The organism is Arthrobacter sp. HMSC08H08 (genome assembly GCF_001807575.1).
GTDB lineage: Bacteria > Actinomycetota > Actinomycetes > Actinomycetales > Micrococcaceae > Pseudoglutamicibacter > Pseudoglutamicibacter albus.
In genome coordinates this window covers 1-26,708 of record NZ_KV789382.1, presented here as the reverse complement: position 1 = coordinate 26,708, position 26,708 = coordinate 1, and the positions used below count along the sequence as shown (strand labels likewise).

Genomic DNA, 26,708 nt, shown 5'->3' with positions numbered 1-26,708 from the left:
TGCCTGTTGGGTTCTGTCTCAGTGTCGCGCTGGTTCTCACAGCGTGCGTGGCTCGGTTTACGCATCGTGCACACTTACCGCGTGATCCTTGACACGAAACCCACGTTTTCAGCCGCTCTAGTGACATCTTGTGTAACACAAGAATCATCCAGTTTATGGATCACGCGTTTCCTATGGAAATGTTTATGTTTCCCGCACACACGCGCGCGCGGCGGTGTCGCGAAGAATAAGTGCCGGGAAGAAGAAGTGTCGCGAAGAATGCCGGGAGTATCCCGAAGAACACAGTGTCGCGGGCAATGGCATTGAGTCAGCAAGAGTATCTAGAAGGGAGGGTCCGATGATTACGTTGAAAGGCTTGCGTAAAGAGTTCGCAGGCACTACCGCTTTAGACGGCATCGATCTGCACGTTGAGTCCGGCCTGATTCACGGAATCGTTGGACGCTCTGGGGCGGGTAAGTCGACGTTGATTCGGTGCCTGACTGGTTTGGAAACCCCAACCTCTGGCACGGTCGAGATCAACGGCGAAGACGTCACCGCTTACACTGGGGCACGTTTGCGGAAGGCCCGCCGTTCGATCGGCATGGTTTTCCAGCACGCGGAGCTTCTGGATTCCAAGACCGCGTTGGAGAACATCGCGCACCCCCTGGTGATCGCTGGGGTCAAGAAGAAGCAGGCGATGCAGCGGGCCCGCGAACTGATCACTCTTGTTGGTCTCGAAGGCCGTGAGGACAACCATCCCGCCCAGCTCTCGGGTGGTCAGCGTCAACGCGTCGGTATCGCGCGTGCTTTGGCAACTGAACCTAAGATTTTGTTGTGCGATGAGCCGACCTCGGCACTCGACTCAACCACGACCGCCCAGATCCTCGCCCTCATCAAGCAGCTACGGGATGACTTGGGTATCACCGTGCTGATCATCACCCACGAAATGTCAGTGGTGCGTGAAATCTGCGACTCGGTGACCTTGCTTGCTGAGGGCCGCAATCAGCACACCGCATCGTTGCGTGAGGTGCTCTCCGACCCTGCTTCGACGCTGGCGCGCGAACTCATCCCACTGCCGTCGGCACCGATCCGTGACGCCGAGGACGCCACCGTAATGCTGGAGATCAGCATCGCAGGCCTCTCCGCAGCGGAGGTTTTCGATGCCGCTCAACGCGCCGGAACCCCGATCGTGGAAGTCGAAGCCGCAACGTTGGAACGCATCGCGGGCCTGGACGTGGGCCGTATGCGCATCCGCAGCACCGACGCGCAAGCCACCCGCGTGCTAGGACGCACACTAACTGAGCGTGGCATCCACGTGGAGGAAGCCGCATGATGACACAACTGAGCACAATTGCCGCACAAGCCCACACCGCGCTACCGCTGAAGGTAGCGCCAACCCAGGTGCTCGCCGCCGAGCGTGAAACGTGGTTCAACAACCCCGTCATCCAGGATTCGCTGTGGCCAGCAACCCAGGAGACACTGCTGATGACCGTGTTCTCCTCGGCGTTTGCGATCATCCTCGGTTTGCCGCTGGGGATCTGGGTGTGGATGACCTCCAAAGGCGGGCTCGCCCCGAACCCTGTGATCCACCGCATCATCAGCTCGATCGTGGACTTGGGGCGTTCGATCCCGTTCATCATCCTGATCATCGCGCTGATCCCGTTCACGCGCTTCATGGTCGGTAAAGCAATCGGGTGGGAAGCCACTGTGGTCCCGCTCGCGGTGGGTGCGATCCCGTTCTTTGCCAGGCTCGCTGAAAGCGCGATGCGGGAGGTCGCAACAGGCAAGATCGAAGCCGTACAGATGATGGGTGCCACCAACGGGCAGATCGTACGGCAAGTCTTGATCCCCGAGGCGCTGCCCGCGCTCGTTTCATCTGCGACCGTCACTGCAGTCACGCTGGTTTCCTATACCGCGATGGCCGGTGCGGTTGGCGGCGGAGGCCTCGGCGCGCTTGCGATGAACTACGGCTACAGCCAGTACCAGACTGACACGATGATCGCGTGCATCATCGTGGTGGTCGCCATCGTTATTGCTATTCAAATGTTCGGTGACTGGCTCGCACGCCGCGTCAACCACCGCTAACCATCACTCCTCAGGTTCAGTTCTGCCTGAGGTTGCTCAACCCTTCGGAGGAGAAGAATGCGCTTCTTTCGTAAGTTCGCGGCAGGAACCGCCGCGCTAGCAGTCACCGTGAGCCTTGCCGGATGCGGCCTGATGGGCGGCAACGACAAAGACAGCGTCGGTAAGAAAGACGGCGACGTCACGGTCCTGACGATCGGCGCGACCCCGGTCCCGCAGGCGAAGATCTTGAAGTTCGTGGACGATAACCTCGCCAAGGACGCAGGCCTCGATCTTGAGATCAAGGAGTTCACCGACTACGCATTGCCTAACCAGGCACTCAATGACGGCGATATCGACGCCAACTATTTCCAGCACGAGCCATACCTGACAGAAGAAATCGACAAGAAGGGCTACGAATTCTCCCACTTCAGGGGCATCCACATCGAGCCGTTGGCCCTCTACTCGTCCAAGGCTAAGAAGGTCGAAGACATCAAGGACGGAGCCAAGATCGCTATCCCTAACGATCCGTCCAACATGGGCCGCTCGCTGAAGCTGCTCGAAGACGCTGGCCTGCTGAAGATCAAGGACGGCGTCGAGGCTGTTTCTGCAACGACCCACGATGTTGCCGAGAACCCTAAGAACATCAAGTTCGTAGAAGCCGATGCCGCTACCCTGCCGCGCGTCATGGAAGACCTCGACGGTGCAGTCATCAACGGTAACTTCGCACTCGAAGGCGGGCTGACCCCGTCCAAGGACGGCTTGTTCCTCGAGAAGCCTGAAGACAACCCGTACGCCAACCTGCTGGTCGTCCGCCAGTCCACCAAGATCGACGAGAACATCCAGAAGCTGAATGACCTGCTGCACTCGGATGAAGTCAAGAAGTTCATCGAGGACAACTGGAAAGACGGAACCGTCATCCCAGCGTTCTAATCAGCTACGTGTCAGACGGAACGTGCTGAGCTAACAACGCACTGAACTAAAACGGGCGGGCCCCAGAGAACGTGTTCTCTGGGGCCCGCCCGTTTAACTCCGGCTCATGCCCGGGCATCAGTTCCCGGTTGCAGGGGCGAAGAAGTCGTCCTTGGTTGCATTCGGGTGGGTTGCCAGCGGGGTCACCTTGACGTCCATGTATTTGAACATTGGGAAGCCCTGGAAGATCGCGTGGAGCTCGTCGTGTCCATCGACCTCATACATCGAGTAGTTGGAGTACTCCCCTACCACGCGCCAGATGCCCTTCATGATGCCGCGGTTCTGCAGGTCAGAGGAGTAGGCCTTCTCTCGTGCCTGAAAATCGGCCATCGTGTCCGGGTCCATATCTTCCGGGAAGTTAACGTCCATGCGGGCGAGGAACAGCATCGTGATCTCCTTCGTATATGTGTACCAAGTCTTCTGCCTAACAAGGCTTGTGCCTAACAAGTCCTGTATCTATCGAAACTTGTGCCTATCGAAACTTGGGGTATCTAGGCTTCACCCTATTCACCCTTTACCGTAGTCTGAAGTACCTAAACCACCGGCATTGATACTTGTGCTATATGAGTAGGGTTCATAAAAGTCTTTCACAAGTCCACCCAGCTGAATCTAAGGTGAGATACGTCACCGGACTCGACGCCCCGGCCTCCGCAGACGCAGCCAGGTGCGCCGACGATGACGCGACCGAGTATCACTGCCTCGACGGAACGGAGAGAACCCATGGAGTTACGCCATTTGCGGTACTTCGTTGCGGTGGCAGAAGAAAAGCACTTCGGACGCGCCGCGCAACGCCTACATATCGCTCAGCCGCCGCTTTCAGCACAGATCAAGCAGCTCGAACAAGAACTCGGAACCCAGCTGTTTGAGCGCACGACGCGTCGGGTTGATCTGACCCCTGCCGGGGAGTTGCTGCTTGAACGCGCAACCGGGATTCTTTCTGCCGTAGAGTCAGCCCAAAGCGATGTGGCCGATGTCGGCGCCGGCTCAGCCGGTGTGTTGCGGGTCGGATTCACAGGCAGCGCGACCCACGAGCTCATGCCGGCTGCGATCCGGCTCTCCCACCACCGCTATCCGTTGGTGCGGCTCAAAGTGTTCGGTGAACTGCTGACCCCTCACATGGAGCAGGCCCTGCTCGATAACCGGATGGACCTGGCGGTGCTGCGGCCGCCTATTTCATCCGATGAACTCAACTACAAGCCCATCATGGATACCCGGCTCGCGTTGGCGATCAGCCGCAACCATCCCCTCGCCGAAGACTCCGGGCCGGTCAGCCCCGAGGACGTCATGAACATCGACGTCGTGAGTTATCCGCGCGCATCCGCTGTTGCATCCCTTGCGCATCAAGCGTGCCGCGAACACGGCTTCCGGCCGCGGGTGGTGCAGACCGCAACCGAAACCAGCACACTCAACGCGCTCGTGGCCGCCAACATCGGGGTCGCGTTCGTACCATATTCAGCGCACTACCCGTTCCAGGAATCCATCATCCTTCGTCCGCTCCAGACCGATATCACGGTCAGCCTCGGCATCGCGTGGAAGGGTGATGCGCTGACCCCTATCGCAGAGAACTTCATCACCACCACTATCGACGCGGCGGCTACATTGCCTCAACCGGAGATTTCCAGCCGCAACCGCAAATACACAAGCCAAAAACCTACAGACCGTGGGAGGACACCGTGAAAATTACTGGCATCGAGGCGATCCCGTACAACATCCCGTACGTCAAGCCGCTCAAGTTCGCCTCCGGCGAGGTGCACAACGCTGAACACGTGCTGGTGCGCATCCACACTGATGCCGGCGTCACGGGTGTCGCGGATGCCCCTCCGCGGCCTTATACCTACGGGGAAACCCAGCATTCGATCAAGACGATCATCGACGAGGTTTTCGCGCCGGAGATCATCGGTTTGAACCCGTTGGATCGTGAGAAGGTGCGCGCGATCATGCACCGCACGATCCACAATCAGGTCGCTAAAGGTGCCGTCGATATTGCGTTGTGGGACATCGCGGGCAAGATCACCGAACAGCCCGTGCACAAGCTTTTGGGCGGCTACACGGACTCGATGCGGGTCTCCCACATGCTCGGTTTCAAACCAGCCGCTGAGCTGGTTGAGGAAGCGCAGATGTTCGGTGAGAAGTACGGCATCACCACGTTCAAGCTCAAGGTGGGCCGGCTGCCTGTCAGTGAGGATGTTGAGGCCTGCCACGCGCTCGTTGAGCACCTTGGCGACGACGTCGAGATCTATTTGGATGCCAACCGCGGTTGGAGCGCGAACCAGGCGATGGATGTCCTGCGGCAGATCGAGGACCTCCCAATCACGCTGTTCGAAGAACCGAATGACGCGAAGGAGGCGATGGGCCGCCGCCGCTTGGTGACCCACTCGCGCATCCCGATTGTGGGCGATGAGTCGGTTCCGACCGCAGGGGACGCATCACGTGAGCTGTTATCCGGCGGCTGCAACGCGATCTGCATCAAGACCGCACGCTCCGGCTTCACCGAGGCGACCGAAATCCTTGGGCTGTGCACGGGCCTCGGCGTGGACGTGACGATGGGCAACCAGATCGACACCCAGATCGGCTCCCTGGCAACGGTGACCTTCGGTGCAGCACACAAGGCGTCATCGGCACGCGCCGGCGAGCTGTCTAACTTCCTCGACATGGCAGATGACCTGCTCGCCGACCCGATCGAGATCATCGACGGGCGCATCGCAGTCCGTGACATCCCTGGCGTGGGCGCTGAGATCGACGAAGACAAACTCACCCGCTACCGCGTCGACCTGTAAAGCGCACACCCTGCGTCTCAGCAGCCTGCGCGTCAGCGAGAGAGGGCGCCGCATCCTTACATGGATGCGGCGCCCTTAGCGTTGGTGGATTGCGGTTACGCCTTCACAGCTGAAGCCTTAGCTTTGACGTCGTTGAAGGTCCGGCCTAAGAACTCTGCGAGTTCATCGGTCTGATCCAGCGGGAAGATACCGGCTACGTACTGGTCTGGGCGGACCACCACTACCGCCCCGTCCCGGGAGATGCCGCGGGTTTCGAAGATGTCGACGTCTTCGAGGGTTCCCCACGCGTTTTCCATGTTGAGCAACTGGAAGTCTCTCACGCGCGGTTTGAATGCCGGGTGCACGTGCCGCATATCGAATGCACGGTAGTGCTGTTGGAAGATCACCTTGACATCGAACAAGCTCGAATCGAGGTGCTCATGCGCCCAGTCCGCCCACGCGTTGAGACGCTCCGATTCGCCGGGCATTTCTGCATCAGCGAAAACATAGATGCGGTAGCGCCCATCAGCTGTGTGTTCATGCCCGATGTGGGTGTGGACCAGATCGCACACCCGCCCACACATCTCGGACCGGAAGCGCCTACCCAGTGGGTATCCGGTAGCCAGGCCCTGATGCTCGTCATTGGTGGTGAGCATGGATGGCTCGTATTCGGTGAGGTAGCCGGCGTTGAACTCCGCGGTCTTGTTATAGAAGCGGCGCACGGTCTGCGGGTCCGGCAGCTGGTCTGCCGGGGTCGCCATGAGGGTGGACCACTCTTTATCGAATTCGATGAGCCGGTGGGCGATGTCCTTGCGTTCCTCGGCGTAGGTGCGCAGCAGCTCATCTGGGCTGTTACCGGAAACCACGTGGCCGAGCTTCCAACCGAGGTTGAAGCCGTCCTGCATCGAGACGTTCATGCCCTGCCCCGCTTTAGCGGAGTGGGTGTGGCATGCGTCGCCTGCGATGAACACGCGGGGGTGATCTCCGTCAGTGTAGGTGGAGTCGCGGTCATCGAAGTGATCGGATACACGGTGGCCGACTTCGTAGATCGTGTTCCACACAACGTTTTTGACGTCGATGCTGTAGGGGTGCATGATCTCGTTCGCGGTATCGATCACGGTCTGCAGCGGGGTCTCACGCACTGCGTGGTTATCGTCTTCTGCAACCTCACCGAGGTCGACGTAGTAGCGCACCAGGAAGCCGCCCTCACGCGGGATGAGCAGGATCGAACGGCCCGAGTTGCCCTTGATGGTGCACTTCTTACGCACATCCGGGAAGTCGGTGTCAGCGAAGACATCCATGACACCCCACGCGTGGTTAGCCTGGTTACCGCGAAGACGATAGCCGAGCGATTTACGCACCTTGCTCTTCGCCCCGTCGGCGCCCACAACGTACTTGGCTTTAACCTGGCGTTCCTTGCCGTCCTCTGGCCCACCGTTGCGCCGCAAGGTGACCGTGACCGGGTATTCCTCTTTAGCAGACTCGGGCGCGACCTCGAGGTCAACGAACTCCCAACCGTAGTCAGGCTTCATGCGGGTTGGGGAGTTGCGCATGAACCGGTTGAAGTGATCGATGATGCGCACCTGCGTGATGAGCATCATCGGCCATTCACTGTATTCAGGGCCAAGTTCGGCGGTGCTGACTTCACGCATGATGTTCTCTGGGTTCTGCGGGTCCGGAACCCAGAACGCCATGTCGGTAATCTCGTGGGCCTCAGCGAAGATCTCGTGAGCGAAGCCGAAGGCTTGGAAGGTCTCCATGGTGCGGGAGTGCACGCCGTCCGCGTTGGCGAGCTCGAGGCGGTGTGGACGCTGGTCGATCAGGCGAGTGTTCACGTTCGGAAACTGCGAGAGCTGTGCTGCCGCGATCGAGCCTGCCGGTCCGCACCCTACAACCAGAACATCCATCGTGTCTGGGAGCTCCTCGGGCCTATCCACGCCATAGCCCGCCGCTGGCTGTTCGAGCGGATCGCCTGTTGAATATCCGGAAATATGAAACTGCACGGTTTTGCCTCCTGGTGTAACGCACATCACAGAACGTGCGATTGAGACCAAGCTAACAGTTAATCAACCGGCATGAATCTGCACAGAATACACATTCTTTTATTCAAAAATAGTGGGGATCGCTTTACATGGACTAAAGATTGAAGCAATTAGACGCGCATGTTCCAAAGGTTTCTCAAGCTACAAAACTGCCCCAAGCGACACGTCAAATAGATTGCATAATGGATAAATATAGAAACTAAAGCGACTTTGAAACACAGCGTGTATCAACCAGCGAGCAAACAGTATGAAAGCCTTTGATTTTAAATACGAGTGGCCCCGACCTCCACGGTCGGAGCCACTCTCCCACCTCACCCGCAAGGCGTCGCCCAACGCCTTAGCTAGGTCAGCGGTCTGTACGGATCAGCGCTCTGGGTCGAGAACGAAGTCGTACTGGACCTCTTCACCTTCGCCGTCACTCGATGGCTTCGGATCGAGCATGAGCTCCGGCTTGACTGCCGATGCGATGTCGTCGTCGTTGTGCTCATCGCCTGGGAAGTACAGCTGCGCGGTGAGCAGCTCATATCCCGGTGCGGAGACCTTGACGTGGATGTGCGCTGGACGCCATGCGTGCCAGCCGGCGGCCTCAATCAGCTGACCGCATGCCCCCTCGGTTGGGATCTGATAAGGCGCAGGGCGGATGGTCTTGATGTCGAATTCGCCGTCCTCGTTAGCGAGGAAGCTTGCGCGCAGGTTCCACTCCGGGATACCTGGCGCAAACTGCGAGTACAGACCGTACTCGTCCGCGTGCCACATCTCGATCTTCGCATTCGACAGCGGGGTGCCATCAACCGCGGTGACCTTGGACTTGAAGCGGAATGGGGTGCCCGGCTCGTCCTCGCGCATCGGGATCTTGGCGTCCCATTCGTACTCTGGGGAGTCCTCGACGTAGTACGGGCCTTCGATAGTGCCCTTGGAGCCTTCGCGGTGCTCGGTTGCTACGTCCTCGACTGCGTGCTCGATCCACACATCGAGGAACAGTGGCCATTCGCCGTCTTCGCCGACCTTGATGAGCCAAGACTTCAGGGCGTTGTATTCCTCGTAGGAGACCTTGTCTTCGTAGACGATGTCGGTCAGCGCCTTGATCGCCTTACCGGCAAGTAGGTTGACGCGTTCGTGGTCAACTGGCTGATCGCCACGATGTGCGGCAGCGCGGTCCTTGAAGCGGGCTGATGCCTGTGCACCGGAGTCTGCGGCGCGGGCTTCAGATGCTTGGGTGTGCTGAGTAGCCATGTTTGCTCCTTTTAGTGGTTGAAACTTATTCAACTGAATACAGGGTTTCAGTTGAAGCGGTTTGGGTTGGTCTTGCTGATCCGTTGCGGCACCCGGTTTGATGCCGTGACGGTGGCTTATGCGGGGTGGATGCCGCGGTATTTCGCGGCGGTGATGAACGCTTCGAGGTTCGCCTCGTCCTTACGGAAGGCCGCGATGCGTAGCGCGAGGCGCAGGATCATTTTGATATCTCGCGGGGTGATGTTCGGGAAGGTCTCCACGAGGGTGTCGAGTAGACCATCCCCGAGGTTGGCTCCGTGGCCTTCAGCGAGCATGCCCCAAATAGTGCGGGCATCTTCGCGGCTTGGCAGGTCGTAGTCGATCACGACCGCGCAACGGGCCAGGATCGCTTCGTCAACCCCGTCCACCCGGTTGGTGGTCAGGAAGAGTAGCCCGTCGTAGTACTCGAGGGTGCGCAGGAACTCAGCGACGATCGCGTTCTGTTCAAGCTCCAGCCCGCGCTGCAACACGAACACGTCTGCTTCGTCGAGCAACAACACTGCATCCCAGCGTTTGGCGCGCTCGAATGCGGTTTCGAGGTTTTTACGGATCGATTCCGGGTTGATCCCAAGCGTTCCGGTGTGGATCGAGTACAACGGACGGTGCGAAACCTCGGCATAGACCTCCGCGGTCAGGGTTTTACCCACGCCTGGCCGGCCGCGGGCGAGGATCACGTTGCCTGCGGATTTACCTTCGATGATGTCGCCGGTGAACACCGAAATATCTGAGGTCAGGATGTCGAGTAGCTCAACCTGTTCTTGTGGCAACACGAGTTTCTCGCGCAGGTTTTCGTCGTATTCGTACGGGGTGAGGTCGCCAACGTTGACGTCGATGTAGTCTTGCGCTGCGAGGTCGAAGACAGCGACAGCGGTGACGACGGGCACTTCACCCATGCCCTGCCCGTCGGTGTTATCAGCCAGGACGGACGGGGACCCGGTGCGCAGCGGGGCGATCGAGCCTGGCTTCACATCCTGGACGACCTTGCGGTTGGTGCGGTTCTTAGGCGACTTGTGGTCTTCGGTGCGGATCGCGGTCCCTGTGAACATGAACTGCTGGGCAAAACCGTTATCGATGATGTCCTGATAGACATCCCGGCGCTTCTGATATGCAGTCTTGAGCTCTTCAGTTTCATGGAAGGCACCCTGGGCGGTCAGCGCCTGCTCGGGAGTTTTACCCACGATCGCGGAGTCTTCCAGCAACAGCAACCGCGGCGTCTTGGATGGGCGCTGCACGGTGGGGCTGTCCGCTTCCATCGTGATCTTGACGCGTGCATCCCGGGAGATGTCCGCGTGCTCAAACTTGATATCAGCTACAAGGTAGGGGTGCAGGTAGCCGTCTTCTTCTTGCACATAGACCCAGCCGTCGATCTTGTCATCGGCGAGGAACTGCTTGAAGAGGGCTTCAGCTGATTCGATGCTCGGGATGGTCCCGTAGTCGCCTTTGCGTGCGGCTTGCACCGCGGCGATGGTGCGCACGAAGGTTTCGTTACCGAGGGATTCGGCCGTGGCGGCGAGATCCGCAAGCGCGGCATCCGTGAGGAAGCGGTCCGGGATCCCCATGCCTTCGGAGCGCCAGGTCTTGGCTTGCTCGCGGGATACAGCCATGTCTTCTGATGTTGTGGCTCGAACCACTGCGGCTGGCGCAATGAACATCAGGTCCACTCCTCACGTTAGTTGGGGCTTTCCTCTCGGTGGGCAGTGGCGCTGACCAAGCTCCTGTGCGGCCGTAACCAGCCTCACATTCCCGCGTCAGCGCGTGACCTACATCACCGTATCTGACCATCACCTTAGCTAAGAATTTCAGACACGAGAATTACTTAGTCCATATGAACCTAGACGCTCCGCGTATAGATGAAGTGAGCCTGCGTTCACTATGGTTAGCCTTTCTTCGCTAGAAACCGTCAGGGTTTTAGCGAACTATTGACTCATGGGCAGATTCATAGGTTTTGCACAGAAATATTTTCTTGCGTGCACGGCATTGATCGCGCTTGCGGTGGTTGTCACCTTGAGGGTCTTGGGCAGTCCTGCCGCCCAGTGGGTCGCGACCGTCTATGTTTCGATCATCATCCTCGTGACCGCCATCGACATGATCCGGGACGTACTGCGCGGCAACTTCGGCCTCGATATCCTCGCGGTTGTCGCAATGATCTCCTCGCTACTGGTCGGCGAATACGTCGCTGCCACGATCATCGCGCTCATGCTTACCGGCGGTGAAGCGCTCGAAGACTACGCGGCTTCCAGGGCTCAACGCGAACTCACAGCACTCGTGGACCGCGCGCCCGATACCGCCCACCGCATCACCGCGGAAAGCACAGTCGATGCGGAGCACAGCATCGACAGCGCAGGGCCTGACCAAACAGGCCAAGAACATGCGGGGCTGGGTCTTGAAGACGTTCCGGTCACAGAGGTCAAGGTGGGCGATACCCTCATGGTTCGTCCGTCTGAGGTGGTTCCGGTGGATGCGCAACTGCTCGATGAGCACGCCTTGGTCGATGAAGCGAGCCTCACAGGCGAGCCTTTGCCCGTGACGAAGACCCGCGGCGAGCGCCTCATGTCTGGTTCCGTGAACGGACACACAGCGATCCGCATTCGCGCGAGCGCGACCGCTGAGGATTCGCAGTACCAGCGGATTGTTCAGCTGGTGCGCGAGGCCGAACAGCAGCAAGCACCAACGGTCCGGGTTGCAGACCGTTTCGCTGTCCCGTTCACGATCGTGTCCCTCATCGTCGCGGGTATTGCGTGGTCGCTCTCAGGCGATCCTGTGCGTTTCGCTGAAGTTCTGGTTTTGGCGACCCCATGCCCGCTACTGATCGGTGCGCCGGTCTCGTTCATGGGTGGGATGTCGCGCGCCTCGCGCTTGGGCGTGATCGTGAAGGGAGGCGCCACCCTCGAGGCGTTATCGCGTGCGGAATCGGCCGCGTTCGATAAGACGGGCACCGTTACGTTCGGCCGCCCCCGCATCGACCGGATCATTCCCGCTGACGGAATCGATGAGGCTCGCCTGCTACAACTCACGGCAACCGCGGAGCAGTTCTCTTCCCACGTTCTGGCTGATGGCATCATCGAAGCCGCTGAAGAACGCGGGATCGCGATGTTGGAAGCCCACGATGCCAGCGAGATCGCCACCAACGGCGTGAGCGCCATCGTTGACGGGCAGAACGTTCGCGTAGGCAAGAAGTCCTTTATCGAGGAAGTCGCCGGTGAGGTTGCACAGCCTGACCTGCACGCTTCGCAAACCGCTGTATACATCAGCGTTGATGCCAGACTAGGCGGCATTATCCTCATGGCCGATGAGGTCCGCGAAGAGGCAGCCGGCACCATCACGGCCCTGAGGGAACTGGGAATCAGCGATATCGCGTTGCTGACCGGCGATAACCAGGCCACTGCAGATTCAGTCGGGCAACACATCGGCGTCAGTGCCATCGCCGGCAATCTTCTGCCCGAAGATAAGGTCCGCCGCATCACCCAGATGCAGCAACCGGCCCTCATGGTGGGTGACGGCATCAACGACGCCCCCGTCCTTGCCGCCGCTGGGGTGGGTGTTGCGATGGGTGCCCGCGGCGCATCTGCCGCTAGTGAATCCGCCGATGCCGTCATCACCCGCGAAGACATCTCGCTGGTGGCCCGCGCAGTCGACGTCGGTAAATGGACTTACCAGGTTGCGATCACCGCGATCCTCATCGGTATCGGCCTCTCGCTGGGCCTGATGGGTTTCGCGGCGTTCGGGTTCATCCCGGCAACCATCGGCGCACTTTTGCAGGAAGTCGTGGACCTCGCGTGCATCCTCTACGCGCTGCGTGCCCTGGGCGGGCCGGACCGTGTGAGCCGGTTCCTCCCTCAGCGGAACGCGACCAACCGTGACCGAGCTCTCATTTAGAGCGATAACGTTTTAGGCTAGTTTCATGACTACACCTACACCACCACGTACCCCTTCGGCGATCGATGCCGTTGCCGAGGAATTTATGACCGCGTTCGGCAAGCTCGTACCTGAACATCTCGTGAGCATCGGGAGCCCGGACGCCCCCGACCACTACGCGGACTATTCCCCTGCCGGTACAGCGCAGGAGCGCGAGCTGTACGTATCGACGCTCGAGAAGCTCAAGACCCTCGAGCCAACCGATGATGCCGACGCCGTCACGCTCGACATCATGAACGAACGCCTCACCGTCAAGCTCGAGCTGTTGGATACCGGTGTTCCGTCGTTCAACAACATCGCATCCCCGGCCCAAGGCATCCGAGCGATCCTCGACCTCATGCCGCAAAAGACCGCTGAAAACTGGGCCGCGATCACGCGCCGTGTAACCCACATCCCGGAGGCGCTGGCTGGTTATCGTGCAACCCTCGAGGAGGCGCGCACCAACGGCAAGGTGCCAGCGGTTCGCCAGGTGGATATCGTCGCTGAGCAGTGTGCGGCATACGCAGCCGAGGACGGCTACTTCGCTAAACTCACCGAGATCGCAGCACCGGCGTCCCTCGATGATTCCGCCCGCGAGGCACTCGCAACGGCAGCAGCTGATGCGGGGAAGGCTTATGCCGAGTTCGCTGACTACCTCACCACCGTTCTGCGCCCATCGGCCCGCCAAGAAGACGCGTGCGGCCGCGAATACTACGCACTCGCATCGCGTGACTTCCTTGGCGCTGAAGTCAATCTGGAAGAGGCGTATAAGTGGGGCGTTGAAGAGCTCGACCGGATCATCGCAGAGCAAGAGGAAGTCGCCGAGCAGATCAAGCCGGGCGCCTCCATCGAAGAAGCGATGGAGGCTCTCAACGCGGACCCTCAACGCCAGCTGCACGGCACGGATGCGTTGCGCGAATGGATGCAGGGGCTTTCGGATAAGGCTGTCCGGGAGCTTGCCGGAACCCACTTTGATATTGAACCGCCTATGGATCGCCTCGAGTGCATGATCGCCCCTACCAATGAGGGCGGCATTTACTACACGGGCCCATCCGATGATTTCTCCCGCCCAGGCCGCATGTGGTGGTCCGTGCCAGCGGGTGAGGACACGTTCACGACGTGGTCGGAAACCTCGACCGTCTACCACGAGGGCGTCCCAGGCCACCACCTGCAGATCGCTACCTCAACCATGAACTCGGATGAGCTCAACAGCTTCCGCCGCGAATTCTCCTGGACTTCCGGGCACGGTGAGGGCTGGGCCCTCTACGCTGAGCGCCTCATGGAAGAGCTCGGCTACCTCGAAGATCCAGGCGACCGCCTCGGGATGCTCATGGGCCAGCGTCTGCGTGCCGCCCGCGTCGTCTTCGATATCGGTCTGCATTGCGGCTTCGAGGTCCCGCAGCGTTGGGGCGCAGGGGTCTGGACCGCTGAGAAGGGCCTTGAGTTCTTGAAGAAGAACGTGTTCGAGTCCGAAGGCCGCATCGAATTTGAGTGGCTGCGCTACATGGGCTGGCCAGGCCAGGCTCCGGCCTACAAGATCGGTGAGCAGATCTGGATGCAGATCCGCGCGGAGGTCGAAGAACGCGAAGGTGATGAGTTCAGCGCTAAAGACTTCCACACCCGCGCCCTGAAGCTCGGCGGCATGGGCCTGGATTCGCTGCGGCGGGCGCTGAGCTAACGGCTCCGCCGGTCGCAAGCGCAATTGTGACCGAGCCAACCTGTCATTCCATGTGGGGAAGTGCTTTGTAGCACTTCCCCACATGGGAAGATAGAGCCTATGGTTTCTCAGCATCTACCCGAACCTCCCGCATCCAATCCCCGTGCGAGGGCCGGCATGCCGGTCTTGGACCGTGCGCGTTTGTCTTTCGCTACGTTCGCAGGCCGCGCCGCGCGGCTCGGTTCCCGGTTGGTGGGTCGCGGCTCAGGTCAATCGATTCAGGGCGCGATCCTCACCCGCTTGGCTCCGCGCGCGTTTGAGCAGTTGCTCGCCGGCCGCACCATCGTTACGGTCACCGGTACTAACGGCAAGACAACAACCACGCACTTTGTCGCTTCCGCTGTGCGTGAGGCGTTGGGTGAGGATGCCGCCCGGTTGGTCACGAACGCTGATGGCGCGAATCTGCATCGCGGTATCGCCTCTGCGTTGTCTGAGGCACCGAAGGCGGACCTCGCTGTGTTGGAGGTCGATGAGCGTGTTGTGGCTGACCTGGTGAGGGTTGGTAAGCCGAAGATTCTGGTGATGTTGAACTTCTCGCGCGATCAGCTGGACCGCAACCACGAGATCAAGGGGCTGGCCCGTGCGTGGCGTAACGCGCTCGAGGAAGCCGGTGAGGACGGCCCGCTCGTGATCGCCAACGCCGAGGAGCCGTTGGTTGCGTGGGCCGCTGAGACCGCGCGCAATACGGTCTGGGTCAACCCTGGCTCGGTGTGGAACGATGACGCGGTGTTGTGCCCGGGATGTGACACGGTTTTGGATCGTGAAAACCCGGAGGTCGATGATTCCGGGACCGTCACGTTCGCTGGTACGTGGCGCTGCCCTGGCTGTGGCCGCCACCAGCAGGACTCCACGATTGTGGTCCGCGGTGAAACTGTGCGCGATGCTGACGGTAGCGAGCTGGATTTTCAGTTGAATGTCCCAGGCCGTTTCAACGTGGGTAACGCCGCTGTTGCGTTGGCTACCGTGCGTGAGCTGGGTGTGGATACTCAGACCGCGTTGGTGGGGATGCGTAAGGTCCAGGCTCCTGCTGGGCGTTTCGGGATCAACGAGATTCACGGCGTGAAGTGCCGGTTGATGCTTTCGAAGAACCCTGCCGGCTGGGCTGAGTCTTTGCCGCTGGGTGTGAGTGACCCGCTGGTCTTGGCGATCGATTCGGTGCTTGCTGACGGCCGGGATGTTTCGTGGCTGTGGGATGTTGAGTTCGAGTCCCTGCGGGGCCGGAAAGTGATCGCGACCGGCCGGAACACGTTTGATCTTGCCGTCCGCCTCGATTATGCGGGCGTTGAGTGTCAAACCATCAAGGACCTCGGTACAGCCATCGAGACCGCGGGCTCGATGCTTGAGGATCCGGATGCGACCCTCGATGTTATTGCTACCTACACTCCGTTTCAGGTTTTGCGTCGTATGGGAGGCGCCAAGTGAGCACGAAAAACAACCCAAACACGACGGGCGGCATGAGTTCGACAAGCAGCGCGGCCCCAACAAACAGCGCGGCCGCATCGCTGGAATTGGCTGGCCGCACACTCAGCATCGTGAACGTGTATCAGTCGTTGCTGGGGATCTATGGTGACCGCGGTAATGCGATGGTTTTGGCCGAGCGTGCCCGCCGCCGCGGCGCCGAAGTGACCGAGCATGTTGCCGAGCCAGGCGCCCCGGTCCCGGATGACGCTGACATCTATGTTTTGGGTGGCGGTGAAGACGGCGCGCAGACCGCCGCGGTGCGTGCCCTTGCCGCCGATGGCGTGCTGAGCCGCGCTGTTGAGCGCGGCGCGGTCGTGTTCGGTGTGTGTGCGGGCTACCAGATTCTGGGTGAGACGTTCACGGTCGGCCACGATAATGACGAGCGTGAAGGTTTAGGGCTGTTGAATGCCCACACGGTGCGCCGGGATCCGCGTGCAGTGGGTGAGATTGTGACCCGCCGCCGTGGCGTGAGCGGCAACGACGCGTTGATCACCGGTTTTGAGAACCATGGCGGCCAGACGCGACTCTCGGCTGGTACAGAGCCGTTGGCTGATGTGATCGAGGGTGTTGGCAACGGCGACGGCACGGAAGGCGCTGTCAAGGGCACCGTGTACGGGACGTATCCGCACGGGCCGGTTTTGGCTCGTAACCCGGCTTTGGCTGATGAGCTGATCACGGTCGCGACCGGCGTTGAGCTCGCTCCCCTGCTGATCCCTTCGATTGTCACGCTGCGTGCCGAACGCTTGGAGGGCCACCTTGGCCGCTGATGCTTCCGGCACTGTACCTGCCTCCGCCGCAAGTGCTTCGCTTTCCGCAAGCGATGCGCCTGCGGCACTCGTATTGGGTTCAGCCTCCCCTGGGCGTGCCGCAGTGCTGAAAGCTGCGGGCATCGCTTTTTCTCAGCAAGGCTCTCACGTGGATGAGGATGCTGTGGTCGCCGCGGCCGCCGCGGAGGCTCAAGCGCGCCTGACGCCTGCTGCTCAAGCGCAGCTGCTCGCTGAAGCGAAAGCCGCCGATGTAGCCCAAACCTTACGCAGCAACCCGACCGGTTCGCGGCTTGTTTTGGGGTGTGATTCGGTCTTTGAATTCGAAGGGGTAGCGTACGGGAAGCCCCACACACCTCAAGCGGCCCGTAAGCGCTGGCTTTCCCAGCGCGGCCGTGAAGGCGTGCTGCATTCAGGGCATTGCCTGATCGACCTGCAGACCGGGCAGAAAGCTACCGAGTGCGTCTCGTCCACGGTCCGGTTCGCTTCCGTCACCGATGAGGAACTTGAGGCCTACATCGCTACCGGGGAACCTTTGCCGTGCGCCGGCGCTTTCACGGTCGATGGCCGGGCCGCAGCCCTCATCGACGGTATCGAGGGCGACTTCCACGCTGTGGTAGGCCTCTCCCCTGCCGCGCTGCGGCGCATGCTCAACCAGCTGGGGCTACCACTCACGCTCGTGTGGCCGCGCTGAACACAAGACTGCGCACAAGGCTGTGCATAAGATTGCGCACGAGTGAGGGCACTGACCACGGCGCGTGGGTCGTCGTAGGCTTAAGGCAATGCAACGGCCTGTAGGGTTCCCACAAAATACAGGCCAATTGGGGCGGGAATTCCTGGAGAATTCAGGAGGTTCCCCACATATCGGATAGGCTCACAGAGTCTATGCAACGTAAGGAGCAGCCAGGCTCATGCCAGAACTGACGAAGGTTTTGATCGCCAACCGTGGCGAGATCGCTGTCCGCATTATTCGCGCGGCGGCCGATGAGGGCATCAAGTCCGTCGCCGTGTACGCCGACTCTGACCGTAACGCTATGCACGCACGCATGGCTGATGAGTCGTTCGCGCTGGGCGGGGCTTCCGCTACCGAATCGTATTTGAACATCGAGAAGATCATCTCGGTCGCTCAGCGCGCGAAAGCTGATGCTGTGCACCCGGGCTACGGTTTCCTCGCCGAGAACGCTGACTTCGCCCAGGCTGTGCTCGATGCCGGTTTGATCTGGATCGGTCCGTCCCCTGAAGCGATCCGTGCGTTGGGTGACAAGGTCCAGGCCCGCCACATCGCGCAGAAGGTGGGCGCTCCGCTGGTTCCTGGCACGAAAGACCCGGTCTCCTCGACCCAGGAGGTCCTCGACTTCGCTGACGAGCACGGTCTCCCGATCGCCATCAAGGCGGCCCACGGTGGTGGTGGCCGCGGCATCAAGGTTGTGCGTGACCGCTCCGACATCCCCGAGCTGTACGATTCCGCCGTGCGTGAGGCGACCGCGGCTTTCGGCCGCGGTGAATGCTTCATCGAACGTTTCCTGGATGCCCCACGCCACGTCGAAACCCAGTGCCTTGCGGACAAGGACGGCAACGTGGTTGTTGTTTCGACCCGTGACTGCTCGCTGCAGCGCCGCAACCAGAAGCTCGTTGAGGAAGCCCCTGCACCGTTCCTGACTGATGAACAGAACCAGCGCCTGTACGAATCCTCGAAGGCGATCTTGCGGGAAGCCGGCTACGTCGGCGCAGGAACGTGTGAATTCCTCGTAGGCCAGGACGGCGTGATCTCCTTCCTCGAGGTCAACACTCGCCTCCAGGTTGAGCACACCGTCTCCGAAGAGATCAGCGGGATCGACCTGGTGCGTGAACAGTTCCGCATCGCACGCGGCGAAACCTTAGGCTACGAAGACCCTGAGTTGCGCGGGCACTCCTTCGAGTTCCGCATCAACGGTGAAGACCCGGGCCGTAACTTCATGCCGACCCCGGGCACCCTCACAACCTTGACGTTCCCTACCGGCCCGGGCGTGCGCGTGGATACCGGTGTTGAGCAGGGCGAGACCGTGACCGGTAACTTCGATTCGATGATCGCTAAGCTCATCGTGACCGGCCGCACCCGCCTGGAAGCCGCTGAACGCTCCCGCCGCGCGTTGAAGGAACTTCAGATCGAAGGCATGGCGACCGTGGTCGCGTTCCACCGCGCCGTGATGGAAGACCCAGCGTTCATCCCGGAGGATGAGAACAAGCCGTTCGAGGTTCACACCCGCTGGATCGAAACCGAGTTCAAGAACACCATCAAGCCATACACCAAAGCCACCCCGGCTGAGGAAGAAGACGAGGACATCCAGCACTACACGGTCGAGGTTGGTGGGCGCCGGCTTGAGATCGCTCTGCCGGCCTCGCTCGGCTCCGGTTCGGGTGCCCGCGCCCAGCACAAGCCGAAGCGCCCTAAGCGTGCACGTGGCGGCGCAGCTGCCGCTGCGTCCGGCAATGACCTGACCTCACCGATGCAGGGCACGATCGTCAAGGTTGCCGTCAAGGAAGGCGCTAAGGTCTCCGAAGGGGATCTGGTCGTGGTGCTTGAAGCGATGAAGATGGAACAACCGATCACCGCGCACCGCGACGGTGTGGTCAAGAAACTCAAGGCCAACGTTGGCGGGACAGTCTCCGCCTCCGAGGTGCTGTGCACCATCGACGACGAATAAGCGATGACGAAAAGGAATCGCGCCGCCTAAGAATCGCGCCGATTCGAAAGTCATAAACGTAGGGCCGGGAAACGTGGAAGTTTCCCGGCCCTACGTTGCGCTGATGCAGCCTCAGATGTCAGATGTGGCGGTGCCCCCGTAAGCAACGTCAGATGTGGTGGTGGAGGCGGCGTGCGGCCTCGGCGATCGAGCCGGACAGCGACGGGTAGATCGTCACGGTATCTGCCAGGTCATCGACGTTGAGGTGTTTGCGCACCGCGGTCGCGATCGGATAGATCAACTCGGAGGCACGCGGAGCCACAACAACCCCGCCCAGCACGGTACCACTACCCTTACGGGCGAAAATCTTGATGAAGCCACGCTTGATGCCCATCATCTTCGCGCGCGGATTCGTCGCCAAGTCCAGCATGAACGAGTCCGCCGCGACAGCCCCCTGATCAACGAGCGCCTGCGTAATACCGACCGTTGCAATCTCTGGGGAGGTGAACACGTTGGAGGCGACCTCATCCACCTTCAACGGGGTCAGGGCATCGCCCATCATGTGAGCCACCGCGATACGCCCCTGCATCGCCGCTACCGAGGCGAGCGGGAACACACCCGTGCAGTCACCGGCAGCGTAAATGTGCGGGACAGTTGTGCGGGAGACCCCATCGACCGTGATGTGCCCAGACTCAGCAACAGCAACACCGGCCTCTTCAAGACCCATCTCAGCCGTGTTCGGGATCGCACCCACCGCAACCAAGCAGTGGGAACCTTCAACCGTGGTCCCGTCAGAGAGCGCAACCGTGACGCGGTCACCATCACGAACTACAGAATTAGCGCGGACCTCGGAACGGACCTCAACACCGTTCTCCTGGAACACGTCCTCAAGCAAACGTGCCGCGTCCTCATCCTCGCCGGGAAGAACACGGTCACGCGAAGACACCAGCGTCACGCGAGTACCCAACAGGTTATAAGCAGACGCGAACTCGGCACCCGTAACACCTGAACCAATCACGATCAGGTGTTCGGGGTTCTCCTTCATCTCATAGACCTGCTTCCAGGTCATGATCCGCTCACCATCAGGAACAGCGGTCGGCAATTCACGCGGATGCGCACCCACCGCAACAATCACATAGTCGGCATCGAAACGGGCCGTGGAGCCATCCTTAGACTCAACTTCAACGGTGTGCGTACCCACCAAACGGCCGCGGCCATCGACCACCTCAACGCCGGCTTTGACAAGACCAGAACGGATGTCGGCCGACTGCTCGGCAGCCAACGCCAGCAGACGTTCATTGATATAGCCGAGATCGGCATCGACCTCATGTTCGTCCGTACCGCGGATCGTCAAATCGTTCGCAACGGAAACCCGGCGGATAGCGTCAGCGGAACCGATCAGGGTCTTCGAAGGCACAACGTCAGTCAGAACGGCCGAACCGCCCGTCCCCTGCTCTTCAATCAGGGTCACCTGTGCACCCAACTGTGCACCGACCATCGCCGCTTCATAACCGCCTGGGCCGCCACCAATAATGACAAGACGTGGAGAAGTAAAATCAACTTGAGCGCTCACAGCCTCCATTGTGTCATCTCCAGCACACAAGGGCTGGCTAACGCACAAGCCGACCGGCACGGCGTAAAGGCGCGCGCACCGCTCAAACTTGATACGATGGACACGAATGCGCGCGAGCGCTGTCATCATCGCTTTGGACTGAACCAATGCATTGACCTAATGCTTTGCCCCTAGGAGGCCATCCGTGTACTCGGCCGATGGAAAGAACAAGAACCACTCAGGTGAAGGCCACGCAGTCAGCAACATCATCCTGTTCCTGGTGCTGTTCGGAATTCTCCTCGCAGGTATTTACGCACTCAGTTTCGCTGACCTGCATGACCCAGCTAAGGCCTGGTTCCCATTCATTGCCTGTGTAGTGGGCGGCACGCTCGCATTCGGCATCGGTAAACACGTGACCGGCCGCTCCAACAAGAACCCGGACGTCACCGCTAACGAAGCCGGTGCATTGGACTCTGTGGACGACGAGTACCGTAAAGCCGTCTCCAAGTAAGCACGACTTATAAGCAACACGGCCTATAAACCTCAAGGTGGGGCGCATCCGTAGCGGATGCGCCCCACCTTTCTGCTTGTAGCTTTTTCGGCTACCGGCCGCTCTCCTCGGCCGCTGAACGGCCTAGGACTCCCCACGGCCTAGGATTCCCCGAACACGGACGTCAGGAACGTCTCGACCCAGTCGAGTAGCTCTTGGTCGGCGAGCCGTTGCGCACCGATCCCTTTCCCCTTGGGGAACGGAACCAGGATCGCCTTCAACGCAGGCTTATGCATCGCCCCCGGATAGAGGCGCTTCATCCGCATCACACGCGATTCAGCGATGTTATCCGGAGCGAACCGGATGTAGTTACCTTGAGCCTGGATCTCGTTGATGTTCACCGAACGCGCCACAATACGCACCCGCGCAACCGAAACCAGCAGCTGCGCGGCCTCCGGGAGTTCACCGTAACGGTCCTGCAGCTCCTCAACCACCGCATCGACCGTTGCAGGCTTAGTTGCCTGCGCCAGCTTCCGGTACGCCTCCAAGCGCAAGCGTTCACTCGGAACGTAGGTTTCCGGGAAGTGAGCGTTCAACGGAAGCTCGATCTTCATTTCCTTGGCCGTAGCGTCCGTATCGCCCTTGAACGCGGCCACGGCCTCACCCACCAGGCGGATATACAAGTCAAAACCGACACCTTGGATGTGGCCGGACTGCTCGCCACCCAGAAGGTTGCCTGCGCCGCGCAACTCGAGGTCCTTCATCGCCAACTGGTGCCCCGAACCCAGCTCGTTATGGGCTGCAACCGCTTTGAGGCGCTCAAGCGCAACCTCGCCCAAAGGACGCTCCGGATCCCACAAGAAATACGCGTACGCACGGTCACGGCCACGGCCCACACGCCCACGCAACTGATGCAGCTGGGACAGGCCATAGATGTTCGCGCGATCCACAATCAGAGTGTTCGCGTTCGCGATATCCAGGCCGGTTTCGATGATGGTCGTGGACACGAGCACGTCATAACGGCCCTCCCAGAAATCCACCATGATCTGCTCAAGCCGGCTCTCCGACATCCGGCCGTGCGCCACAGCGATCCGCGCTTCCGGGACCAGCTCGGCGAGCTGACCGGCAACCTTATCGATCGAGGACACCCGGTTATGCACATAGAAAACCTGGCCCTCACGCATCAGCTCACGCCGAATCGCTGCCACCACCTGCTTATCCGTGTACGGGCCCACATACGTCAAAACCGGGTGCCGCTCCTCCGGCGGGGTCGCCAGGGTCGAGGTCTCACGGATCCCGGACAGCGACATCTCCAGCGTGCGTGGAATCGGGGTTGCAGACATCGCCAAGACATCCACGTTGGTGCGCAGCTTCTTCAACTGCTCCTTATGTTCGACGCCGAAACGCTGTTCCTCGTCCACCACAATGAGGCCCAGATCCTTGAACTGAACCTGGTTCGAGAGCAACCGGTGCGTGCCGATCACCACATCGACCGTGCCATCGGCAAGCCCGGCAATCGTCTCTTTCGACTCCTTAGCGGTCTGGAAACGCGAGAGCGCCCGCACAGCAACCGGGAAGCCCGCGAAACGCTCGGTGAACGTCTCAAAATGCTGGCGGGCAAGCAGCGTGGTCGGAACCAGAACCGCAACCTGCTTGCCGTCCTGGATCGCCTTGAACGCGGCCCGCACAGCAACCTCGGTCTTACCGAAACCCACATCACCTGAGATCAGACGGTCCATCGGGACCTCGGACTCCATGTCTTTTTTGACCTCATCGATCGTGGTCAACTGATCCGGAGTCTCAACGTACGGAAACGCTGCCTCAAGTTCGGCCTGCCACGGAGTGTCCGGGGCGAACGCGTGCCCGCGGGAAGCCATCCGCGCCGAATACAGTTTCACCAGCTCACCGGCGATCTCCCGGACCGCGCGCCGCGCCTTCGACTTCGTCTGCGACCAGTCCGAACCACCCATCTTCGACAGCGTCGGCTGATCCCCACCCACATAACGGGTGATCTGATCCAGCTGATCCGTCGGGACAAACAACCGGTCCCCCGGCGCCCCGCGCTTAGACGGCGCGTACTCGATCACCAAATATTCACGCACCGCGCCTGCGGTCTTACGCTGCTGCATTTCCTTGAAGCGCCCGATGCCGTGCTGGTCGTGGACAACATAGTCGCCTTCTTCAAGGGTCAACGGGTCAACAGCATGCCGCCGACGCGAGGCAAGCTTTTTCGTGGAGCGTGCCACTGCCGAGCTTGCCCGGCCCAAGACATCGGCTTCGGTGAGGAACGCGAGCTTGAGGCCATCGAGAACGAAACCGTTGCCGGCGAGCGCTTGAGTCACCTGAATCACCCCGGCCCGGGGTTCTTCATCGATCGATTCGACGCGGTTGACGGCGATATCGGCGTCTGCGAACAACTCAACCAGACGGTTGGCAGGCCCGGCACCGTCGGTGACCACCACAACTGACCATTCGTCACGGATCCGGCCGCCCACGTATTGAAGCATCTGGGCGACATCCCCCCGCCACGCGGCAGGCTCGCGGGCCGGGATCCGAACTGTCAGCCCCTCCTGGACCAGCTCCTCATCTGCGCCGAGCGAAGTCATAGTCCACCACGCAAGCCCTGCGTCTAAGACCTCGGACCGGACTTGAGCGAGCGTCTGGAAACCGGCGGCCGCCGCATCGTGGGTTGATCCACCCGTGACCTGCGATATATCAACCGGTGCTTCGGCACCCATCGCGGCAGAAGACCACGAGGCTTCCAAGAACTCTGCGTTCGTGGCCAGCAGATCCGCCGCACGCCCAGAAACCCGCTCCGGATCGGCAACAATCACCACCGAGCCTGGCCCGAAGACTGAAGACAACGGAACCATCTTCTCGGCAAGCAAAGGCGCCAAAGACTCCATGCCCTCAACGCTGAGCCCGGCAGCGATCTTCTCAAGCATGTCCCGGGCACCCGGCATCGAATCCGCAAGCCCCCGGGCACGCTCACGCACCCCGGAATCCACCAACATTTCACGGCACGGAGGGCACTCAACCCGCTCCAGGGATGCGTCCTCTCCCATCATGGAACGCTGATCAGCAACCGAGAAATACGTGATCTCCTCGATCTCGTCACCAAAGAAATCCACACGCACCGGATGCTCTTGAGTTGGCGGGAACACGTCAATAATCCCGCCACGCACCGCGAACTCACCGCGGTTGGCCACCATATCCACGCGCGAATACGCGGCGGCCGCGAGCGCCTCAACCACCGCATCGAAATCCTGTTCAGCTCCGCGCACCAGCTCAACCGGCTCCAACGCGCCCAGCCCATCCACGATCGGCTGGATCAGCGAGCGCACCGGCATCACAACAACTTTGAGAGCTTCATCACGAACATGAAGCCGCCGCAAAACATTCAAACGGCGGCCCACCGTATCCGACTTCGGGGAAAGCCGCTCGTGCGGCAGCGTCTCCCACGCCGGGAACTCCTCAACCGCACCGTGAGGCATATAGCTACCCAACGCATCGACCAGGTCCCCCGCCGCACGGCCTGTGGCCGTCACCACGACCGTCACAGCGCGAGCCGCCCCTTCTGCGGCATCGGCTGGCTGCGGCAAAGCCTGGGCGATCTGCGCGACCAACGGCGGCCGCATGCCTTCAGGTGCCGCGATCTCTTTTTCGTCTCCAGCATCCGGTCCACGCTCGGCAGAAACCCGAATCCGCTCAAAGGCAGAATCCCTCGATAGCGCGGTGAGCAGACCGTTCAGGGACATGCAACGCCTTCCTCTTCCCTTGTCAAGTTCATGCGTCAAGGGACCAACCGGGTCCGTCACACGTCAGCGCGACAGGCCATACTATTAGATGCACACATCATCCTATCGGTGCCTACCGGCCCGAAATTAACAGCAGAAAGCGAGTGCATACCCATGGCTTTGTCCTCCTCCACAAACATCAACGCTTCGATCCCAGAGGTTATCGAGGCAACCGCGGCCCGCGAAGTAGCCGAATCCTTGGCAGCGCGCGCCCAGGGCGAGCTCGTTGATCACAGCGTCAGCGGTGACGCCGCATCCCCAACCGTGACCATGACCGTGTCCATCTCGGGCGAGCGCCTGCCAAGCTTCCTCTCGAGCATCATCAAGAACGGCTTGAAGGTCACCATCACCGAAGACTGGAAGTACACGTCCGGCGCTGATCAGGCTGAAGCTGAGCTCTCCGCACAGGTCGGTGGCGTCCCGGTTTCCTTCTCCGGCACCGAAACCCTCAAGGCCCAGGGCGATGCCACCGAGATGAGCTTCACCGGTGATGTCAAGAGCGGCATCCCACTGCTCGGCTCGAAGATCGCTAAGCACGCTGAACCAATGGTCGAGCGCATCCTCTCGGCCCGCGCCGAGGCCATCAGCGCACAGATCGCAAAATAAGCAGCTCTCGAAGTAAGTAGCTTCGACAAGCAGCCACCAGTTATTCGCGCCCGAGACCCTCGGGCGCGAATTATTTGGCCCGAAACATACGGGCACATAGCCGCGCGCCAGCACCTCAGCGGTAAATCTTCGTTAGGATATTGCTTTGGTGCGCCGGGAAGTCTGGTCGGCAATGGAAACACGTACGCAGGAGAGTTCCTTGAAGCAACCAGAAAACAACGATGCCGCAGCTGATGCGCTAGAGGCTACAGAGAACCTGGAAACAGGTAGCGCCCAGGACGACAGCCAGGACATTGACGGCCAGCAGCACAACGACGAGGAGAATAAGCCTCGTTTGCTGTCTAAGCCGCGCGAAGACACGGTTGCTATCCAGCATCCCGAGGACGGCCACGTCTATCACGTCCCCTTCGATGACCTGACGCACTTCCAGACTCCCCCGGCTCGTGCTGGTCAATCCAAGTTCAGCCACCGGATCGGCAACATCCTCCGTTCGGATTCGATCGGCGGCATTTTGCTCATCATCGCCGCCATCGCGGCAGTCACGGTGGCTAACACCCCGCTACAGGACTGGTACTACGGTGTACGCGATTCCCATTTCGTGTTGCCGCTAGGTTTCACCACGATCGACATGTCGATCGGCCATTGGGCCTCCGCTGGTGTGGTTGGGGTGGTTAGCATCATC

The 26,708-nt window shown here is 60.5% G+C and carries 20 protein-coding genes; 14 read left to right on the top strand and 6 right to left on the bottom strand.

Annotation, left to right across the window (positions count from 1 at the left end):
- The first annotated feature begins 337 nt into the window (after nucleotides 1-337).
- Genes HMPREF3175_RS03345 through HMPREF3175_RS03335 form a run of 3 tightly spaced genes read left to right on the top strand, consistent with a single transcriptional unit; the run spans nucleotide 338 to nucleotide 2,973 of the window.
- Complete coding sequence (locus HMPREF3175_RS03345; protein ID WP_070490681.1) at nucleotides 338-1,312, top strand: methionine ABC transporter ATP-binding protein; 975 nt, start codon at nucleotides 338-340, stop codon at nucleotides 1,310-1,312.
- Nucleotides 1,309-2,064 (top strand): methionine ABC transporter permease, encoded by a 756-nt coding sequence (locus tag HMPREF3175_RS03340; RefSeq protein WP_239446321.1) that lies wholly within the window; start codon nucleotides 1,309-1,311, stop codon nucleotides 2,062-2,064. The genes HMPREF3175_RS03345 and HMPREF3175_RS03340 overlap by 4 nt, the downstream gene beginning before the upstream one ends.
- Nucleotides 2,065-2,121: 57 nt before the next feature.
- Complete coding sequence (locus HMPREF3175_RS03335; RefSeq protein ID WP_070490680.1) at nucleotides 2,122-2,973, top strand: MetQ/NlpA family ABC transporter substrate-binding protein; 852 nt, start codon at nucleotides 2,122-2,124, stop codon at nucleotides 2,971-2,973.
- Nucleotides 2,974-3,090: 117 nt separating this feature from the next.
- On the opposite strand, the gene catC is transcribed toward HMPREF3175_RS03335, so the two are convergent.
- Nucleotides 3,091-3,399 carry a muconolactone Delta-isomerase gene (catC, locus tag HMPREF3175_RS03330; protein WP_070490679.1) on the bottom strand — a complete coding sequence of 103 codons (309 nt, stop codon included), beginning with the start codon at nucleotides 3,397-3,399 and terminating at the stop codon, nucleotides 3,091-3,093.
- Nucleotides 3,400-3,732: 333 nt separating this feature from the next.
- On the opposite strand from catC, the gene HMPREF3175_RS03325 reads away from it, so the two are divergent.
- Together HMPREF3175_RS03325 and HMPREF3175_RS03320 are read left to right on the top strand one after the other, a co-directional pair.
- The gene (locus HMPREF3175_RS03325) at nucleotides 3,733-4,689 is read left to right on the top strand and encodes a LysR family transcriptional regulator (protein WP_070490678.1); all 957 of its coding nucleotides are present in this window, start codon (nucleotides 3,733-3,735) and stop codon (nucleotides 4,687-4,689) included.
- Complete coding sequence (locus HMPREF3175_RS03320; protein ID WP_070490677.1) at nucleotides 4,686-5,789, top strand: mandelate racemase/muconate lactonizing enzyme family protein; 1,104 nt, start codon at nucleotides 4,686-4,688, stop codon at nucleotides 5,787-5,789. Before HMPREF3175_RS03325 ends, HMPREF3175_RS03320 begins: the two co-directional genes overlap by 4 nt.
- A 95-nt stretch (nucleotides 5,790-5,884) precedes the next feature.
- On the opposite strand, the gene HMPREF3175_RS03315 is transcribed toward HMPREF3175_RS03320, so the two are convergent.
- From HMPREF3175_RS03315 to HMPREF3175_RS03305, 3 genes are all read right to left on the bottom strand, one after another.
- Nucleotides 5,885-7,771 carry an FAD-dependent monooxygenase gene (locus HMPREF3175_RS03315; RefSeq protein ID WP_070490676.1) on the bottom strand — a complete coding sequence of 629 codons (1,887 nt, stop codon included), beginning with the start codon at nucleotides 7,769-7,771 and terminating at the stop codon, nucleotides 5,885-5,887.
- 402 nt (nucleotides 7,772-8,173) lie between these two features.
- A complete protein-coding gene (catA, locus tag HMPREF3175_RS03310; RefSeq protein ID WP_070490675.1) occupies nucleotides 8,174-9,043 on the bottom strand; it encodes a catechol 1,2-dioxygenase in 870 nt (289 codons plus the stop codon).
- Between the two features lie 116 nt (nucleotides 9,044-9,159).
- The gene (locus tag HMPREF3175_RS03305) at nucleotides 9,160-10,734 is read right to left on the bottom strand and encodes an AAA family ATPase (protein ID WP_070490674.1); all 1,575 of its coding nucleotides are present in this window, start codon (nucleotides 10,732-10,734) and stop codon (nucleotides 9,160-9,162) included.
- Nucleotides 10,735-11,008: 274 nt separating this feature from the next.
- Here HMPREF3175_RS03305 and HMPREF3175_RS03300 point away from each other — a divergent pair, with 274 nt between their 5' ends.
- The 6 genes from HMPREF3175_RS03300 (at nucleotide 11,009) to HMPREF3175_RS03275 (ending at nucleotide 19,602) form a co-directional block, all read left to right on the top strand.
- Nucleotides 11,009-12,958 (top strand): heavy metal translocating P-type ATPase, encoded by a 1,950-nt coding sequence (locus tag HMPREF3175_RS03300; RefSeq protein WP_070490673.1) that lies wholly within the window; start codon nucleotides 11,009-11,011, stop codon nucleotides 12,956-12,958.
- Nucleotides 12,959-12,983: 25 nt separating this feature from the next.
- On the top strand, nucleotides 12,984-14,654 hold the full coding sequence (locus HMPREF3175_RS03295) for a DUF885 domain-containing protein (RefSeq protein WP_070490672.1): 1,671 nt from the start codon (nucleotides 12,984-12,986) through the stop codon (nucleotides 14,652-14,654).
- A gap of 99 nt (nucleotides 14,655-14,753) precedes the next feature.
- A complete protein-coding gene (locus HMPREF3175_RS03290; protein ID WP_218078872.1) occupies nucleotides 14,754-16,115 on the top strand; it encodes a Mur ligase family protein in 1,362 nt (453 codons plus the stop codon).
- Nucleotides 16,116-16,147: 32 nt separating this feature from the next.
- Nucleotides 16,148-16,921: a type 1 glutamine amidotransferase gene (locus HMPREF3175_RS03285; protein ID WP_083285508.1), complete on the top strand. Its 774-nt coding sequence runs from the start codon at nucleotides 16,148-16,150 to the stop codon at nucleotides 16,919-16,921.
- Nucleotides 16,911-17,612: a Maf family protein gene (locus HMPREF3175_RS03280; protein WP_070490671.1), complete on the top strand. Its 702-nt coding sequence runs from the start codon at nucleotides 16,911-16,913 to the stop codon at nucleotides 17,610-17,612. The genes HMPREF3175_RS03285 and HMPREF3175_RS03280 overlap by 11 nt, the downstream gene beginning before the upstream one ends.
- Before the next feature lie 217 nt (nucleotides 17,613-17,829).
- Nucleotides 17,830-19,602, top strand: coding sequence for an acetyl/propionyl/methylcrotonyl-CoA carboxylase subunit alpha (locus HMPREF3175_RS03275; protein ID WP_070490670.1), 1,773 nt, complete (start codon nucleotides 17,830-17,832; stop codon nucleotides 19,600-19,602).
- A 148-nt stretch (nucleotides 19,603-19,750) separates the two neighbouring features.
- On the opposite strand, the gene HMPREF3175_RS03270 is transcribed toward HMPREF3175_RS03275, so the two are convergent.
- Nucleotides 19,751-21,163: an NAD(P)H-quinone dehydrogenase gene (locus HMPREF3175_RS03270; RefSeq protein WP_176744711.1), complete on the bottom strand. Its 1,413-nt coding sequence runs from the start codon at nucleotides 21,161-21,163 to the stop codon at nucleotides 19,751-19,753.
- 175 nt (nucleotides 21,164-21,338) lie between these two features.
- Here HMPREF3175_RS03270 and HMPREF3175_RS03265 point away from each other — a divergent pair, with 175 nt between their 5' ends.
- Complete coding sequence (locus HMPREF3175_RS03265; protein ID WP_070490669.1) at nucleotides 21,339-21,644, top strand: hypothetical protein; 306 nt, start codon at nucleotides 21,339-21,341, stop codon at nucleotides 21,642-21,644.
- 140 nt (nucleotides 21,645-21,784) lie between these two features.
- Here the strand turns inward: HMPREF3175_RS03265 and mfd are convergent, their stop codons facing one another.
- Nucleotides 21,785-25,381 carry a transcription-repair coupling factor gene (mfd, locus tag HMPREF3175_RS03260; RefSeq protein WP_070490668.1) on the bottom strand — a complete coding sequence of 1,199 codons (3,597 nt, stop codon included), beginning with the start codon at nucleotides 25,379-25,381 and terminating at the stop codon, nucleotides 21,785-21,787.
- Between the two features lie 153 nt (nucleotides 25,382-25,534).
- Here mfd and HMPREF3175_RS03255 point away from each other — a divergent pair, with 153 nt between their 5' ends.
- On the top strand, nucleotides 25,535-26,026 hold the full coding sequence (locus tag HMPREF3175_RS03255) for a DUF2505 domain-containing protein (RefSeq protein ID WP_052048548.1): 492 nt from the start codon (nucleotides 25,535-25,537) through the stop codon (nucleotides 26,024-26,026).
- A gap of 199 nt (nucleotides 26,027-26,225) precedes the next feature.
- On the top strand, nucleotides 26,226-26,708 hold a 483-nt coding region (locus HMPREF3175_RS03250; RefSeq protein ID WP_176745120.1), incomplete at its 3' end, for a Na+/H+ antiporter NhaA.